Source organism: Caulobacter sp. ErkDOM-C (assembly GCF_048541825.1).
Lineage (GTDB): Bacteria > Pseudomonadota > Alphaproteobacteria > Caulobacterales > Caulobacteraceae > Caulobacter.
Genome location: NZ_CP183332.1, coordinates 2,041,160 through 2,054,766, shown reverse-complemented (window position 1 = coordinate 2,054,766; position 13,607 = coordinate 2,041,160). Strand labels below are relative to the sequence as shown.

Below are 13,607 nucleotides of genomic sequence, written 5' to 3'. Positions count from 1 at the left end.
GAAGGTCGCTGGCCGCGCGCCCTCCCCATCGCCCTGAGGTGAAGACAGTATACGGCGGTGCGCATGTCGGGGGAGTTGGCTCGGCCTGGGTGAGGGATTTCAGCGGGTTAGGCGCGGGAAGCCGGGGGGATACAAGATCGACGCCGGATGCGGACCGAATGAAGCCTTGGTCGGTGCGGGGTGCTAGACTGACCGCTTCGAGTTGAAAGACGTCGCCCTTGATCGATCAATATGGCTGGTCCGACGCGTTGGCGCGGGACTTTGAACCGCACGCCCGCGCCGGCCACGCCCCGGGGCGCGTCATCGTGCAACGGCGCGGGGCCTATGTGGTGGCCACCGACGAGGGCGAGCTGCGCGCCAAACCGTCCGGCCGCCTGCTTCACGAGGCGCGAGAGGCCGGCGTCCCGGTGGTGGGCGACTGGGTGGCGCTGACGACCAATCTGGCCGAACGCTCGGCTACCCTTCACGCCATCCTGCCGCGCCGCACCGCCTTCGCACGGCGGGCCGCCGACAGCGTCCAGACCCTGCAGGTGATCGCCGCCAATATCGACGTGGCGTTCGTGGTCACCTCGATGAACGCCGATTTCAATGCGCGCCGGCTCGAGCGCTATCTGGCCGCCGCCTGGCAGAGCGGCGCGAGGCCCGTGGTGCTTTTGACCAAGTCTGACCTCTCCGACGCGCCGCAGGCCCTGGTCGATGACGTCGCCGCCCTGGCGGCGGGCTGCCCGGTGATCGCGGTGTCGTCCCGTGAGGGCGCGGGTCTGGACGCTGTGAGCGCCCAGATCGCGGCAGGAGAAACCTGCGTGCTGATCGGCTCGTCGGGCGTCGGCAAGTCCACTTTGGTCAATGTGCTGCTGGGCGAGGACAGGATGGCCACCCAGGCGATCCGCGAGACCGACGCCCGGGGCCGCCATACCACCAGCCATCGCCAGCTGGTCCTGCTGCCCGGCGGCGGCATGATCCTGGATACGCCCGGCATCCGCGAAGTGGGGCTGATCGACGCCGAGGAGGGGCTGGGCGTGGTGTTCGACGACATCGAACGTCTGGCCGAGCAATGCCGGTTCCGCGACTGCGGCCACGCCAATGAACCGGGCTGCGCCGTGCGCGGCGCGCTGCAGAGCGGGACCCTGGACCCCGCCCGCTGGGCGTCGTTCCAGAAGCTGGGGCTGGAACTGGCGGCGGTTGAAAGCAAGACCCAGCGGATCGCCAAGGACACCGAGCGCCGTCGGCAGCTGACCCTGCAGAAGGCCTATCGGACGACGAAGAAGGATCTGCGGGACGCTTGAGGGCGGGGCGTCCGGCGCTTGCCAGGGGCTCAACACAGCCAAGCCCAGGTTCACCGTTCGCTTACCACCCTAGGGAACTATTCCTAGACACTTCGCGGCTTAGTTTTGCGTCATGTCAGACGTGGACGCCTTCCTGCAACAGCCTGTCGAGCGCCGCACCGCGAGCCGCCGGGCCTGTCTGTTGCGTGGCGACCTCGTCACCGGCGGCGGTCGCGCCGAGCCGGTGGCGGTTCTGGACCTGACGGCCTTTGGCGCGCGGGTGGCGATGCGGCGGACCCTGTTGCTGCCCACCCGCATGCTGCTGCGCCTGACCTTGATGGACGGCATGGTGCTGTATGACGCCGACCTGCTGTGGCGGCGCGGCCTGGACGCCGGCCTGGCGCTGTCGGGTCGACGCGAGACCGGCCCGGTCAGCCACTAACCCTCTTCGCCTACAGGACGATCTCGCGGCGCTCCGCGGCGCTGCGCTGGGCGGCGTCGATCACCTCCATGACCCGCAGGGCCTCCTCGACCGGCACCGGGCTGGCCGCGCCGCCGGTGATCGCGTCGCGGATCCCGGAATAATAGGCGCGATAGTCGCCGGGCAGGGGCTGCACAGGCGTGCTGACCGGTTCGCTGTCTTCCAGCTGGATCAGGACACCCAGGCGGGGATCGTCGCCATAGCCGGGCGCGCCGGGCCTTATGCCCGCCTTCAGATGGTCCTCCTGGGTGTCCAGGCCGCTCTTGATGAAGCTGCCGTTCGTGCCATGCACCGCCAGGCGCAGGTTGGTGGCCTGGGTCATCTGGCTGGCGTGCAGCAGTACCCGCAGGCGGGGATAGCGCAGCAGCAGGTGGAAATAGTCGCCGGCCACGCCGCCGTCCTTCTGAACCGCGATGTCGGCATAGACCGCCTCGGGCTTGCCAAACAGCACCAGGGCCTGATCGATCAGATGGGGCCCCAGGTCCAGCAACACCCCGGCGCCGGGCTTTTCGCGCCAGCGGTCGCGGACCAGCGGTCGGAAGCGGTCGAAATGGCTTTCGTACTGGACGATTTCGCCCAGATGGCCCCGGGCGATCAGGGCCTGCAGGGTCAGAAAGTCGCTGTCCCAGCGGCGGTTCTGGAACACGCTGACCAGGCGACTGGCGCGCCTGCCGTGGTCGGCGATGGCGCGGGCTTCGTCCAGGGTGACGGCGAAGGGCTTGTCGATCACCACGTGCTTGCCGGCATCGAGGGCGGCGTGGGCCTGGCTGGCGTGCAGGGCGTCGGGCGTGGCGATGACCACCAGGTCGATGGCCGGATCGGCCACGGCCCGGACCACATCGGCGTTGACCACCGCGACCTCGGGAAAGTCGGCCCGCACCTTGGCCGCGTCGCTCGACACCACCGTATGCAGCTCCAGGCCCGGCGTGGCGGCGATCAGCGGCGCATGAAAGGTCTTACCGGCGAAGCCGTAGCCGACCAGGGCGACCTTGAGCGGGGTGGGGGACATGGCGGCACTCCTCGAAACCGCTCTGGAAATAGGCTCTGGCTGGGCTACGGGCCAGAAAAAAGCCCCCGGCGCAAAGGCGACGGGGGCTCCAATCGTGTGGAAAGGACGAAGACCTAGATCTTCACCGGCTCCATCTTGGGGGTCAGCAGGTGGACCACCAGCAGGGCCACCAGATAGGCGCTGCCGGCGATGATGAAGATCGGGGTGTAGGTGCCGATCTCCTCCAGGACCTTGCCGATGTATTTGGAGAACACCATGCCGCCGACGGCGCCCAGCATGCCGCCGATACCGACCACCGAACCCACCGCGCCGCGCGGGAAGACATCCGACGGCAGGGTATACAGGTTGGCCGAGAAGCCCTGGTGAGCCGCGGTGGCGACGCCGATGATCAGCACGGCCAGCCAGACGCTGTCGACATTGGCCGCGAACATCACCGGCACGGCCAGTAGGGCGCAGATCAGCATGGTGATCTTGCGGGCCTTGTTGATGCTCCAGCCCATCTTCATGAAGTTCGACGACAGCCAGCCGCCGCCCACGCTGCCGACATCCGACAGCAGATAGATGGCGATCAGCGGCGGGCCGAAGGTCTTCAGGTCCAGGCCATAGCGCTTGCCCAGGAAGTCGGGCAGCCAGAACAGGAACATCCACCAGATCGGATCGATCAGGAACTTGCCCAGGGCATAGGCCCAGGTCTCGCGCTTGGTCAGCAGCTTGACCCAGGGGATCTTCTCCACCGGATCGGCTTCGTCCTGCTCGATATGGGCCAGTTCGGCGGCGCCGATCTTCTTATGCTGACGCGGCGTGCGATACAGGATCAGCCAGATGGGCAGCCAGACCAGGCCGGCCACGCCGGTGACGATGAAGGCCATCTGCCAGCCCCAGGCCAGCACGATGCCGGGCACCACTAGCGGGGTGACGATCGCGCCGATATTGGTGCCGGCGTTGAAGATGCCGGTGGCGAAGGCGCGCTCCTTCTTGGGGAACCACTCGGCCACGGCCTTGATGCCGCCTGGGAAGCCGCCGGCCTCACCGATGCCCAGGCCCATGCGGGCGAAGATGAAGCCGTTGAGGCCGCGCGCGCCGGCGTGGGCGATGTGGGCGACTTGCCAGATCAGGAAGGCGATGCCGAAGCCCCAGCGGGCCCCGATCTTGTCCATGATCTTGCCCCAGACCAGATAGGCCACGGCGTAGGACAGCTGGAAATAGAAGACGAGGTCGGCGTAGTCGCCCTCGCTCCAGCCGAACTCCTTGGAGAGATCCGACTTCAGAATGCCGATCGTCTGCCGATCGACATAGTTGATGACCATCGCCGCAAACAGCAGGCTGACGATCACCCACCGATACCGACCGATCTTCTCGGACGGTTCGGGAGCCTTGGGAATGACCATGGATACGTCTTCCTTACCCTGAGTTGTCGTTTTCTTATTTGGCCGGGACGGCGACGCACTCCACCTGTCCCAGCGCGCCGAAGCTAACGGTTGCGGCGTCGCCCGTAACCACGTCGTGGATGCCAGTGCTGGCCCCGGTGGTGACCAGCATGCCCTTCTTCAGCGGCCGGCCGCGCGAGGCGACGTGACCCAGCAGGAAGGCCAGGGCCGCGAGCGGCGAGCCGGGGATTGAAGCCGCCGTGCCCGTGCCGACGACGACGCCGTTGATCGTGGTCTCGACGGCCATGTCTTCCCAGGCGATGTCGCGCCAGTTTTCGAGCACGGGACCCAGGATCTGGCCGTCATTATTGCCGAAGTCCGAGGCCACGATGGGCGGGCCCAGGACGTTGATGGTCTTCAGCGGGCTGCCGGCGATCTCGACGCCCAGGATCAGCTCGCCCACATAGTCGGCGGTTTCCTCGGCGGTCCAGTCGGTCTTGCCCTCGGGTGCATCCTTTCCCAGGCGGACAATGAACTCGGCCTCGACGGCGGTGAAGCCGCCCTCGATGGCGCGGAACGGAGTCGGCGCGTCGGTGGCGTCCCACAGGTTCTTTTTGAAAATGCAGCCGGCCAGACGCTCGGCGCCCAGGCGAGCCTGATGCTGCGGCGGGACATAGCCGACCTTCCAGCCGACCAGTTCATCTGGCCAGGACTCGATGGCCAGGTCTTGAACGGCATAACCGTCAGCCATGGTGACAGGGAGCACGCCGCCTGGATAACCGGGGACACTGACGCCGGCGAGGCGCGCCTTGACGAATTGGGAAGCTATGGACGCCGGTGCGAACACATCGCTCTCGGCTGCGGAAACGGTCACGCCGCTAGTCCTCCCTACAATAACCCGACAGCCCGCTTTACGGGTCTGCGATGTCTCTAATGGAAACCGGTGTCATTGACAATGAGGAGGGTGAGACACCGGTGGCAAGATCGCGGTTCACCCTACCTGCAGGATTTTGCGCACCGCGGGTCAGCGACGCCGGCCGCCGCATGCGCTGCGCCGCTTGACAGACCACGCGACGGGTATAGCGTCAGGCAGTATTACGGATGTAATGAGTCATGCATATCACCTCGGCCGAAAGTCATGTGATGGAAGCGCTGTGGCGGCGTGAGCCGCTGACGGCCGACGAACTGGTGGCCGAGGTGGGCGCCAGCCAGTCCTGGGGCGAGGCCACGGTCAAGACGCTGATCAACCGGCTGCTGAAAAAGAAGGCCATCAAGTCCGAGCGCGCCGAGGGCAAGCACGGCTATCGGCCCCTGATCGCCCGCAGCGTCTATGTCCAGGCCGAGAGCCAGGGGCTTCTGGACCGTCTGTTCGAAGGCCAGTTGGCCCCGATGATCAGTCACTTCGCCCAGCATCGCGCGCTGAAGGCCGAGGAGATCGCGCGCCTCAAGCGCCTGATCGAGGACCTGGAACATGGCGACTGAGGCCCTCACCCATCTGGTCTTCTGCAATCTGGCCGCCGGTCTGGCGATCCTGCTGGTCCTGAGCCTGCGCCGTCCGACCCGGGCCCTGTTCGGGGCCGAGGTCGCCTATCTGCTGTGGCTGCTGCCGGTGGCGGCGGGCCTTGCGGCCCTGCTGCCCGCCCGCGCCGCCGAGCCCGGCGCCGCAGCCGCGCGTCACTTCATCCTGTCGGGCGACCATGCCGCGATCCTGGGCGGCGTCTGGCTGGTCGGCGTGTCGCTGGCCCTGGCGCTGCTGGTCTTGAGTCAGTCGCGTTTCATGCAGAGCGCCCGTTCGGGACGGGCTGGCCCGGCCGTGGTCGGGGTGCTGGCCCCGCGCATTGTGGTGCCGGATGACTATCAGACCCGGTTCACCGAGGCCGAGCGCGGGCTGATCCGGGCGCATGAGCGCGCGCACATCGAACGACTGGATCCGCGCGTCAATGCGTTGATGGCGCTGATCCAGTGCCTGGGCTGGTTCAATCCCCTGATCCATCTGGCGGTGCGCGAGGCGCGGCTGGATCAGGAGCTGGCCTGCGACGCCCGGGTCATGGGGCGGCTGTCGCGCGAGCGCGGCCTCTATGCCCGCACCTTGTTGAAGACCCAGCTGGGCGCCCGCGCCCTGCCGCTGGGCTGTCACTGGCCGGCCGCCGCGCCCCATCCGCTGGAAGAGCGGGTGATCATGCTGACCCGGCCCCAGCCGACCCTGCACCGTTCGGCCCTGGGCGGGGCGCTGGTGATGGTGATGAGCCTGACCGCCGCCGTCGGCGCCTGGTCGGCCCAGCCGGAAGGTCCGCCGAGGCCCGAGGCGGCGCCGGTGATCTGGCCCGAGGCCGTGATCTATGCACGGATGTCCCTGGCCCTCGAACCCTGACCCCCCGGGCCGCGACACGGCGCCATGACCTGACAGGTAATTGTACGCCTTCGGCCGGTGCTTCTAGGTTGCATCAGGCAAAACTTGGGAGAGCGCGATGTCAGGCTTCTGGCGCAACTGGTTGACGGTGTGGTGTTGGGGGGTCGGCGTCTTCGGCGCCGTTCTGGTCGGCGGCGGCCTTGAGGCCACCAGCGGGCCAAGCCGTCTGATCTTCGGTATGCTGAACGGCCCGGAGCCGCTGGATCTGAATGCGCAGATGCGCTTCAGCCTGGCCGTGATGGGCGCGGTGACCATCGGCTGGGCCGTGACGGCGGCGGTGACCATCCAGGCCGCGATCCTGCTGGGCGAGCGCGCCACCCCCGTCTGGCGCGGGCTGGTCGGCGGCGTACTGATCTGGTTCGTGATCGACACCCCGATGTCGATCGCCACAGGCTATGGGATGAACGCGATCCCCAACCTGGCCCTGCTGGCGACGTTCCTGCTGCCGGTCATCCGCAGCGGCGTGCTTCGGACGCCGCAGACCTAGGCTCCTCGTCCGGGCGGGTCTACTGCAGGGACAGCGAGGATGGGGCCTTCCTCTGGACCGGCGCCGGAGCGGAGGCCTCCACCAGCGCCCTGGACTGCGCAACCGGCTGGCCCTCTTCGGCGGGCGCCGTCAGGGCGCCGACGAAGGCGTCGCGCCAGGCGGTGACGTCCTTGCGCTGGACATTGTCGAACAGGGCCTCCCAGCGCCGCTTGCGCTCGGGCAGGCCCATGGCCAGGGCGCGGCTGAGGGCGTCGGAGATTTCCTCCGGACTGTTGGGATTGATGATCAGGGCTTCGGACAGCTGGCGAGCCGCGCCGGCGAAGCGCGACAGGATCAGCACGCCAGGGTCTTCGGGGTCCTGGGAGGCGACATATTCCTTGGCCACCAGGTTCATGCCGTCCCGCAGGGGTGTCACCAGCCCCACCCTGGCGGCGCGGTAGACCCCGGCCAGCTCGTCGCGCCGATAGGACTTGTTCACATAGCGGATCGGCGTGAAGTCCATCTCGGCATAGGCGCCGTTGATCCGGCCGATCAGGCCGTCCAGGCGCGAGCGCAGGTCCTGATAGGCCTCGACCTCATCGCGCGACAGCGGCGCGATCTGCAGCAACATGACCTCGCGGCGCATGTCGGGATTGTCGTGCAGGAAGCGCTCGAAGCCGATCAGGCGTTCTTCCAGGCCCTTGGAATAGTCCAGGCGGTCGACGCCCACGACCATCTTGCGAAACACGCTGTGGGCCAGCATGCGGTCATAGACCTTGCGGGCGCGCGGGCTCTGGGTGATGCGGGCAAAGTCCTCGGCATCGATGCCGATCGGGAAGGTGGCCGCGCGAGTGGTCTTGCCGAACGCCGTCAGCGCGCCGTTCGCGGCGACCGAGCCGCCGACCTCGGAGGTGACATAGCCCTCGAAGGCATGGCGGGACTCGTCGGTCTGGAAGCCGATCAGGTCATAGTCGAACATCGCCTCCACCAGCGGCCGGTGACGGGGCAGGGTGACCACCAGCTGGTGGGCGGGCCAGGGGATGTGCAGGAAGAAGCCGATGCGGTTGGTGACGCCCATCCGCCGCAGCTCACGGGCCATCGGGATCAGGTGGTAGTCGTGAACCCAGATCACGTCGTCGGGCTCGATCAGCGGCCGCAGGGTCTCGGCGAAGCGCTTGTTGACCCGGTCATAGCCCTCGCCGAACGAGCGGTCATAGGCGGTCAGGTCCACGCGGTAGTGGAACAGCGGCCAAAGGGTCTTGTTGGCGTAGCCGTTGTAATATTCCTGATAGTCGACTTCCTCGAGGTCGACCGTGGCGGTGGTGACGCCGTCGACCCTCTGCATGGCCAGCTGGCCGGTGAACTGCGGTGTGGTCTTGCCGCTCCAGCCAAACCAGATCCCGGAATATTCGCGCAGGGCCGCAGCCAGGGCCATGGCCAAGCCGCCGACGCTGCCCTCGCCGTCGCCCTCTCCGGGGCTGGGGGGCGGGTTGACCCGGTTGGAAACGACGATCAGCCGGCTCATGCGGGCATCAGCGTCGCAACGCCCTCCAGCCAGGCCGACACCGCAGCGGTGTCCTTCAGCCGGAAGCTGGCGGCGGTTGGGCGCATCTCGCCCACCAGAACACCGTAGCCGCCCAGACGCGCGGCGGCGGCGAAGCCGTCCTCGTCGGTCAGGTCATCGCCCACGAAGATCGGGGTCGAGCCCATGAAAGGCTGCTCGCGCAGGAAGGCCGCGACCGACTGGCCCTTGTCCTGGCCCGGGGTGCGCAGTTCGACGACCATGTCGCCCCTTTGCAGCACCAAGCCGGTGGCGCCGGCGATGCGCTCGGCGGTCTCGATCACCGCTTCGCCGGCGCCAGGCGCGTTGCGATAGTGCAGGGCGACGCTGACGCCCTTGTCCTCGAACTGCAGGCCCTTGTCGCAGCGGGCCAGATCGCGGAGCAGCAGGCGGGCGTCCGGGATGCCGCTGTGCGGCGTGGCGATCACGACATGACCGTCGGCGTCGCGCCGCACCAGGCCGTGAACGGCTGCCACCGGCGTGACGCCGCGCTCGAAGATGCGGTCCAGATCGTCCAGCGCGCGGCCGCTGACCACGGCCACCCGGCCTTTCAGGGTGGCGTTCAGGCGCTTGATCAGCATGGCGCGTCGCCGGTCCGGCCCCACGTGCTCGGGGCGCGGCATGATCGGCGCCAGGGTGCCGTCGAGGTCGAGAAACAGCGCGGCCGAAGCCGGCGGAAACGACGGCGGCGGGGGCAGGTCGTGGAGCTGCTGTCTTGCGCTTGACCCCTGCACGGTCATCACCAGACGCCCCTCTTCAAATCGGTACATGACCAGAGGAACGCCCGAGGCGAAGTTTCGATCCGGCGAGTCTATCGCACTGACGACCAGGGCCGGCTCAGCAGCATCGCGCAATTGATCAGGCCAACCAGGGAGTAGGTTTGCGGATAGTTGCCCCACAGCTCGCCGTCCGAAAAGCCGATGTCCTCCGACAGCAGGCCGGCGGCGGTGCGGCGGGCCAGCATGTCCTCGAACAGGGCGCGGGCCTCCTCGGCGCGGCCGGCCAGGTGCATGGCCTCGATCAGCCAGAAGGTGCAGATGTTGAAGGCGGTCTTGGGTTCGCCAAAGTCGTCGGGAATGGCGTAGCGCTGCAGGTAGGAGCCCTTGCGCAGGCCGCTCTCGACCGCCGCCACCGTGGCGATGTTGCGCGGGTCATTGGCGCTGATGAAGCGCAGGTCGACCAGCTGCAGCAGGCTGGCGTCCAGCTCGTCGCCGCCGAAGGTCGCCGCGAACCGGCCAAGCTCGGGATTCCAGGCGGCGGCGTCGATGGTGGCGCGCACCATGGCGGCGCGACCGTTCCAGAACCGGGCGCGGTCGGGCAGGCCCAACTTCTGGGCGGCGTTGCCCAGACGGTCGCAGGCGGCCCAGCACATCACCGACGAATAGGTGTGGACATTGGCCCGGCCCCGGAATTCCCACAGGCTGGCGTCGGGCTTGTCGTGCAGCTGGAAGGCACGCTCGCCCACCGGCTCCAGCGCCTCGAAATCGGCGACCGTGGCCTGGCGCAGCAGGCGTTCGTCAAAGAAGGCCTGGGTGCTGGACAGCACGATCTGGCCATAGACGTCGTGCTGCTGGTGCTCGAACGCCTGGTTGCCGATCCGCACCGGCCCCATGCCGCGATAGCCGGGCAGGGCGGGGGCAAAGCGCTCGGTCAATTGCGGCTCGTAGCCGACCCCGAACAGCGGCTGAATATGGCCGCCAGCGGCGCGGTCGATGATGTTGCGCAGATAGCCGAGATAGTTCTCCAGGATATCCACCGCGCCCAGCCGATTGAGGGCCTGGACCACGTAATAGGCATCGCGCATCCAGCAGTAGCGGTAGTCCCAGTTGCGGCCGCTGTCGGCGTGTTCGGGGATCGAGGTGGTCAGGGCCGCGACGATGGCGCCGGTCTCCTCGTGGACACAGAGTTTCAGGGTGATGGCCGCGCGGATCACCGCCGCCTGCCACTCCAGCGGAATGGCCAGGCCCCGCACCCAGGTCATCCAGTAGGCGGTGGTCTCGCGCAGCATTTTTTCGCAGGTCGAGCCCACATCGGCGCCGAAGCCTTCATCGGGACCCAGGAACAGCGCGATCGGCTGCTCGAGCCGGAAGGTCCGCTCTTCGAGGATGTGCGACACCGGGCAATCGGTGGTCAGCCGCATCGTCAGATCGGAACACAGATAGCGGATGTGGTTGGAGCCCGAGGTGAGCTCGGCCAGTCGCGCGCCCCACTGGGCGGTCGGACGCACCCGCACCGTGATGCGCGCGGTGCCGGCGACCGGGCGGATCAGGCGGATGAAGGCCGTGGGCCGGAAGATGCGGCCAAATTGCTGGTAGCGCGGGGCAAAATCGATGATCTCGATCTTGGCGCCGTCGGCGTCGGTGATCTCGGTGCGCAGCACGGGGGTGTTGCGCAGATAGGCCTGGGTGGTCGACACCGCCCGGTCGACATCGACATCCCAGACCCCGGTGGCCGCAACGCTCCTGGGATCAACGTCGCTGAGCAGGGCGCTGAACACCGGATCGGAGTCGACCCGCGGCGCGCAGGCCCAGACGAACCGTCCGCTGCGGTCGATCAGGGCGCTGACGGCGCAATTGCCGATGGGAAACAGGTCAAGGTTCTGGGGCGCGGAATTTTGGGGCACACGGTATCCGGAGTGTGGCGGGGCCTGGGGTCGGCGTGACGACACATCGGAAACCCTCTGTGTGGCTTCCCGGTTCCTGCGGCGCAAAAAGAACCCCGGGGATCGGCGCGACGCTCGCCTTTCACGATACTCGCGTTGACGCAGCCCCTGCAGAACGGCCATCTGGGATCACGCGGATCCTTCGCGCGGCAAGGTGTTACGAGATCCATTGGCGGTGAGCGGCTTGTCGAGACTATCATCCGCGCTGGCCGCAGGAGCGCTGTGGCTCCTCGCGAGCGGGCCGACCCTGGCGCAGTCCCAGATGCCCGCGCAGTACGGCGCGCGGCAGGTTCAGTCCGCGCCGCAGCCTCTGACATTCCCCGCCGACCCCTACGCCGTGACGTTGCGCGCCGACCAGATCGAGCTGCTGGGCCGTGTCTTGGCCGAAGCGCCCACCCATGGCTTCGAGCTGGGCGCCTACGCGCCTGATCAGGCCCTGGCGCTGCTGGTCTCGCGCGACGTCGCCGCCCGCCAGACCGGGCAGGGCCAGCTGATCGGCCTGACCCTGGCCTATGCCAAGGCCGTACGCTCGGGCCGGTTGCCGCTGAGCAGCTTCCGCACCGACTGGGGCCTGCGCCCGGCGGTCTATGATCCCAATGTCGAATTCGTCCAGGCCGTCGCCCAGGATCGCCTGGGAGCATGGCTGGACACTCTGCCGCCGCCCTATACGGGCTATCAGACCCTGCGCAAGGGCCTGGTCACCTATCGCGACATCGCTGCGCGCGGCGGTTGGGCCATGCTGCAGGCGGGGCCGGATCTGAAGCTGGGCTCGACCGATCCCCGCGTCGTGGCCCTGGAAGCCCGGCTGGCCGTCGAGGATGCGACCGTGGCCGTCGATGGCGTTGCGCTGTTCGACGAGGGCCTGGAGCAGGCCCTGATGCGCGCCCAGAAGCGCTTTGGGCTCAACCCCAATGGCGTGCTGGACAAGAAGACGCTGGACGCCCTCAATACGCCCGTCGAGCGGCGCCTGGACCAGATCCTCGCCAATATGGAGCGCTGGCGGTGGTTGCCGCAGGTGCTGCCGGCCGACCGCATCCAGGTCAATATCGCCGCCGCCGTGCTGTCGGTGTTCCACCATGACGTCCCGACCCTGACGATGCGCGCCGTCACCGGCCGTCCCGGCGACGAAACGCCGATGCTGCAGTCGAACATCCACAGCATCGTGCTCAATCCGCCGTGGAACGTGCCGTCCTCGATCGCCTCGCGGGAGCTGTGGCCCAAGGAGCGCGCCAATCCTGGCTATTTCGCCCGCAACGACTTCATCGTCATCCCGACCGAAGGCGGCGGCTCGCGCCTGCAGCAGAAGGCCGGACCCAAGGCGGCCCTGGGCCTGATCAAGTTTGATTTCGCCAACCCCTATGGCGTCTATCTGCACGACACCCCCAGCCGCGCGCGCTTCGCCAGCTTCAGCCGCCTGGCCAGCCACGGCTGCGTGCGCGTCGAAAGGCCGGTCGACCTGGCTCGCGCCGTGATGGAAGGCGACCTGACCTGGACGCCCGAAGTGATCGACGCGACCATCGCCGGCGGCAAGACCGTCCGCGCCAAGCTGCCGCAACGGATTGCGGTCTTCCTGCTGTACTGGACGGCCTATGTGACGCCCGACGGCCAGGTCAATTTCCGCGATGATCCCTATGGCTGGGACCGCCTGCTGGTGCAGCGGATCGCCGCAGCCCTCTCCGGCTCAGCTTGACCTTCTGGCCGGCCTGGGGTGTCCTGCGGGCAGTACGGTGTCAGGGATAGCGTCATGATCGCACGGCGTAAGTTTTTTCAGTTGGGTTTGAGCGCGCTTGGCGCCGCAGCGATAGGCCCGTCGGCCCACGCTCAGGACGACATTATTGGCGCGCTTCTGGAAGCCCAGACGCCGCTGACGCCAGCCCCCGTCGCCGCGATCCAGCCGGTGGCCGAGGCCGCGCCCAAGTGGGTCTCGCTGTATAACCTCCACACCGACGAAAAGTTGCAGGCTGTGTACTGGGAGAACGGAACCTATGTTCCCGACGCCCTGCAGGCCCTCAACAAGGTGCTGCGCGACCATCGCACCGGCGAGGTCGCCCCGATGAACGTCCAACTGTTCGACCTGCTGACCGACATCCACCGCAAGACCGAAACCAAGACCGCCTTCCAGATCATCTCGGGCTATCGCTCGCCGTCCAGCAACCGCCTGCTGTCGGAACGCAGCGGCGAGGTCGCAAAGCGCAGTCTGCACATGGACGGCAAGGCCATGGACATCTATCTGGAAGATGTCGCCCTCGATCACCTCCGCGCTGCGGCGCTGGATCTGAAGCGGGGCGGCGTCGGTTACTATCCCGACAGCAAGTTCGTTCACGTCGATGTCGGGCCGTTCCGGCGCTGGCAGGGCAGTTAAGCCCGCAAGGGCAGGGAGCCAGCC

At 67.6% G+C, this 13,607-nt stretch carries 13 protein-coding genes; 7 read left to right on the top strand and 6 right to left on the bottom strand.

Translation table 11 applies throughout. The annotated features are described in order from the left end of the window. Positions 1 to 218: 218 nt before the first annotated feature. Both rsgA and ACN2C8_RS10015 read left to right on the top strand, forming a co-directional pair. Positions 219 to 1,286 (top strand): ribosome small subunit-dependent GTPase A, encoded by a 1,068-nt coding sequence (rsgA, locus tag ACN2C8_RS10020; RefSeq protein WP_419251621.1) that lies wholly within the window; start codon positions 219 to 221, stop codon positions 1,284 to 1,286. Positions 1,287 to 1,398: 112 nt separating this feature from the next. Continuing rightward, on the top strand, positions 1,399 to 1,707 hold the full coding sequence (locus tag ACN2C8_RS10015; RefSeq protein ID WP_419251620.1) for a hypothetical protein: 309 nt from the start codon (positions 1,399 to 1,401) through the stop codon (positions 1,705 to 1,707). A 10-nt stretch (positions 1,708 to 1,717) separates the two neighbouring features. Here the strand turns inward: ACN2C8_RS10015 and ACN2C8_RS10010 are convergent, their stop codons facing one another. The 3 genes from ACN2C8_RS10010 to ACN2C8_RS10000 all read right to left on the bottom strand — a co-directional run bounded on the left by ACN2C8_RS10010 (position 1,718) and on the right by ACN2C8_RS10000 (position 4,996). Then, positions 1,718 to 2,755, bottom strand: coding sequence for an oxidoreductase (locus tag ACN2C8_RS10010; RefSeq protein WP_419251619.1), 1,038 nt, complete (start codon positions 2,753 to 2,755; stop codon positions 1,718 to 1,720). A 113-nt stretch (positions 2,756 to 2,868) separates the two neighbouring features. Beyond that, the gene (locus ACN2C8_RS10005) at positions 2,869 to 4,143 is read right to left on the bottom strand and encodes an MFS transporter (protein WP_419251618.1); all 1,275 of its coding nucleotides are present in this window, start codon (positions 4,141 to 4,143) and stop codon (positions 2,869 to 2,871) included. 34 nt (positions 4,144 to 4,177) lie between these two features. After that, the gene (locus ACN2C8_RS10000) at positions 4,178 to 4,996 is read right to left on the bottom strand and encodes a 2-keto-4-pentenoate hydratase (RefSeq protein WP_419251617.1); all 819 of its coding nucleotides are present in this window, start codon (positions 4,994 to 4,996) and stop codon (positions 4,178 to 4,180) included. Between the two features lie 239 nt (positions 4,997 to 5,235). On the opposite strand from ACN2C8_RS10000, the gene ACN2C8_RS09995 reads away from it, so the two are divergent. The 3 genes from ACN2C8_RS09995 to ACN2C8_RS09985 all read left to right on the top strand — a co-directional run bounded on the left by ACN2C8_RS09995 (position 5,236) and on the right by ACN2C8_RS09985 (position 7,019). Then, complete coding sequence (locus ACN2C8_RS09995) at positions 5,236 to 5,604, top strand: BlaI/MecI/CopY family transcriptional regulator (protein WP_419251616.1); 369 nt, start codon at positions 5,236 to 5,238, stop codon at positions 5,602 to 5,604. Continuing rightward, the gene (locus ACN2C8_RS09990; RefSeq protein ID WP_419251615.1) at positions 5,594 to 6,493 is read left to right on the top strand and encodes a M56 family metallopeptidase; all 900 of its coding nucleotides are present in this window, start codon (positions 5,594 to 5,596) and stop codon (positions 6,491 to 6,493) included. Before ACN2C8_RS09995 ends, ACN2C8_RS09990 begins: the two co-directional genes overlap by 11 nt. A gap of 97 nt (positions 6,494 to 6,590) precedes the next feature. Beyond that, positions 6,591 to 7,019, top strand: coding sequence for a hypothetical protein (locus ACN2C8_RS09985; protein ID WP_419251614.1), 429 nt, complete (start codon positions 6,591 to 6,593; stop codon positions 7,017 to 7,019). A gap of 19 nt (positions 7,020 to 7,038) precedes the next feature. On the opposite strand, the gene ACN2C8_RS09980 is transcribed toward ACN2C8_RS09985, so the two are convergent. From ACN2C8_RS09980 to ACN2C8_RS09970, 3 genes are all read right to left on the bottom strand, one after another. After that, the gene (locus ACN2C8_RS09980) at positions 7,039 to 8,523 is read right to left on the bottom strand and encodes an alpha,alpha-trehalose-phosphate synthase (UDP-forming) (RefSeq protein WP_419251613.1); all 1,485 of its coding nucleotides are present in this window, start codon (positions 8,521 to 8,523) and stop codon (positions 7,039 to 7,041) included. Next, on the bottom strand, positions 8,520 to 9,299 hold the full coding sequence (otsB, locus tag ACN2C8_RS09975) for a trehalose-phosphatase (protein WP_419255858.1): 780 nt from the start codon (positions 9,297 to 9,299) through the stop codon (positions 8,520 to 8,522). The genes ACN2C8_RS09980 and otsB overlap by 4 nt, the downstream gene beginning before the upstream one ends. 71 nt (positions 9,300 to 9,370) lie before the next feature. After that, positions 9,371 to 11,182 carry a glycoside hydrolase family 15 protein gene (locus ACN2C8_RS09970; protein ID WP_419251612.1) on the bottom strand — a complete coding sequence of 604 codons (1,812 nt, stop codon included), beginning with the start codon at positions 11,180 to 11,182 and terminating at the stop codon, positions 9,371 to 9,373. A 301-nt stretch (positions 11,183 to 11,483) separates the two neighbouring features. Here ACN2C8_RS09970 and ACN2C8_RS09965 point away from each other — a divergent pair, with 301 nt between their 5' ends. Together ACN2C8_RS09965 and ACN2C8_RS09960 are read left to right on the top strand one after the other, a co-directional pair. Beyond that, complete coding sequence (locus tag ACN2C8_RS09965; RefSeq protein ID WP_419251611.1) at positions 11,484 to 12,911, top strand: L,D-transpeptidase family protein; 1,428 nt, start codon at positions 11,484 to 11,486, stop codon at positions 12,909 to 12,911. A 54-nt stretch (positions 12,912 to 12,965) separates the two neighbouring features. Next, on the top strand, positions 12,966 to 13,583 hold the full coding sequence (locus ACN2C8_RS09960; RefSeq protein WP_419251610.1) for a DUF882 domain-containing protein: 618 nt from the start codon (positions 12,966 to 12,968) through the stop codon (positions 13,581 to 13,583). Positions 13,584 to 13,607: the final 24 nt, after the last annotated feature.

Excerpts from the sequence above, each read along its gene's own strand:
- ACN2C8_RS10015 (WP_419251620.1), top strand. The coding sequence starts at position 1,399 with ATGTCAGACGTGGACGCCTTCCTGCAACAGCCTGTCGAGCGCCGCACC.
- ACN2C8_RS10010 (WP_419251619.1), bottom strand. The coding sequence starts at position 2,755 with ATGTCCCCCACCCCGCTCAAGGTCGCCCTGGTCGGCTACGGCTTCGCC.
- ACN2C8_RS10005 (WP_419251618.1), bottom strand. The coding sequence starts at position 4,143 with ATGGTCATTCCCAAGGCTCCCGAACCGTCCGAGAAGATCGGTCGGTAT.
- ACN2C8_RS09995 (WP_419251616.1), top strand. The coding sequence starts at position 5,236 with ATGCATATCACCTCGGCCGAAAGTCATGTGATGGAAGCGCTGTGGCGG.
- ACN2C8_RS09990 (WP_419251615.1), top strand. The coding sequence starts at position 5,594 with ATGGCGACTGAGGCCCTCACCCATCTGGTCTTCTGCAATCTGGCCGCC.
- ACN2C8_RS09985 (WP_419251614.1), top strand. The coding sequence starts at position 6,591 with ATGTCAGGCTTCTGGCGCAACTGGTTGACGGTGTGGTGTTGGGGGGTC.
- ACN2C8_RS09980 (WP_419251613.1), bottom strand. The coding sequence starts at position 8,523 with ATGAGCCGGCTGATCGTCGTTTCCAACCGGGTCAACCCGCCCCCCAGC.
- otsB (WP_419255858.1), bottom strand. The coding sequence starts at position 9,299 with ATGACCGTGCAGGGGTCAAGCGCAAGACAGCAGCTCCACGACCTGCCC.
- ACN2C8_RS09965 (WP_419251611.1), top strand. The coding sequence starts at position 11,484 with ATGCCCGCGCAGTACGGCGCGCGGCAGGTTCAGTCCGCGCCGCAGCCT.
- ACN2C8_RS09960 (WP_419251610.1), top strand. The coding sequence starts at position 12,966 with ATGATCGCACGGCGTAAGTTTTTTCAGTTGGGTTTGAGCGCGCTTGGC.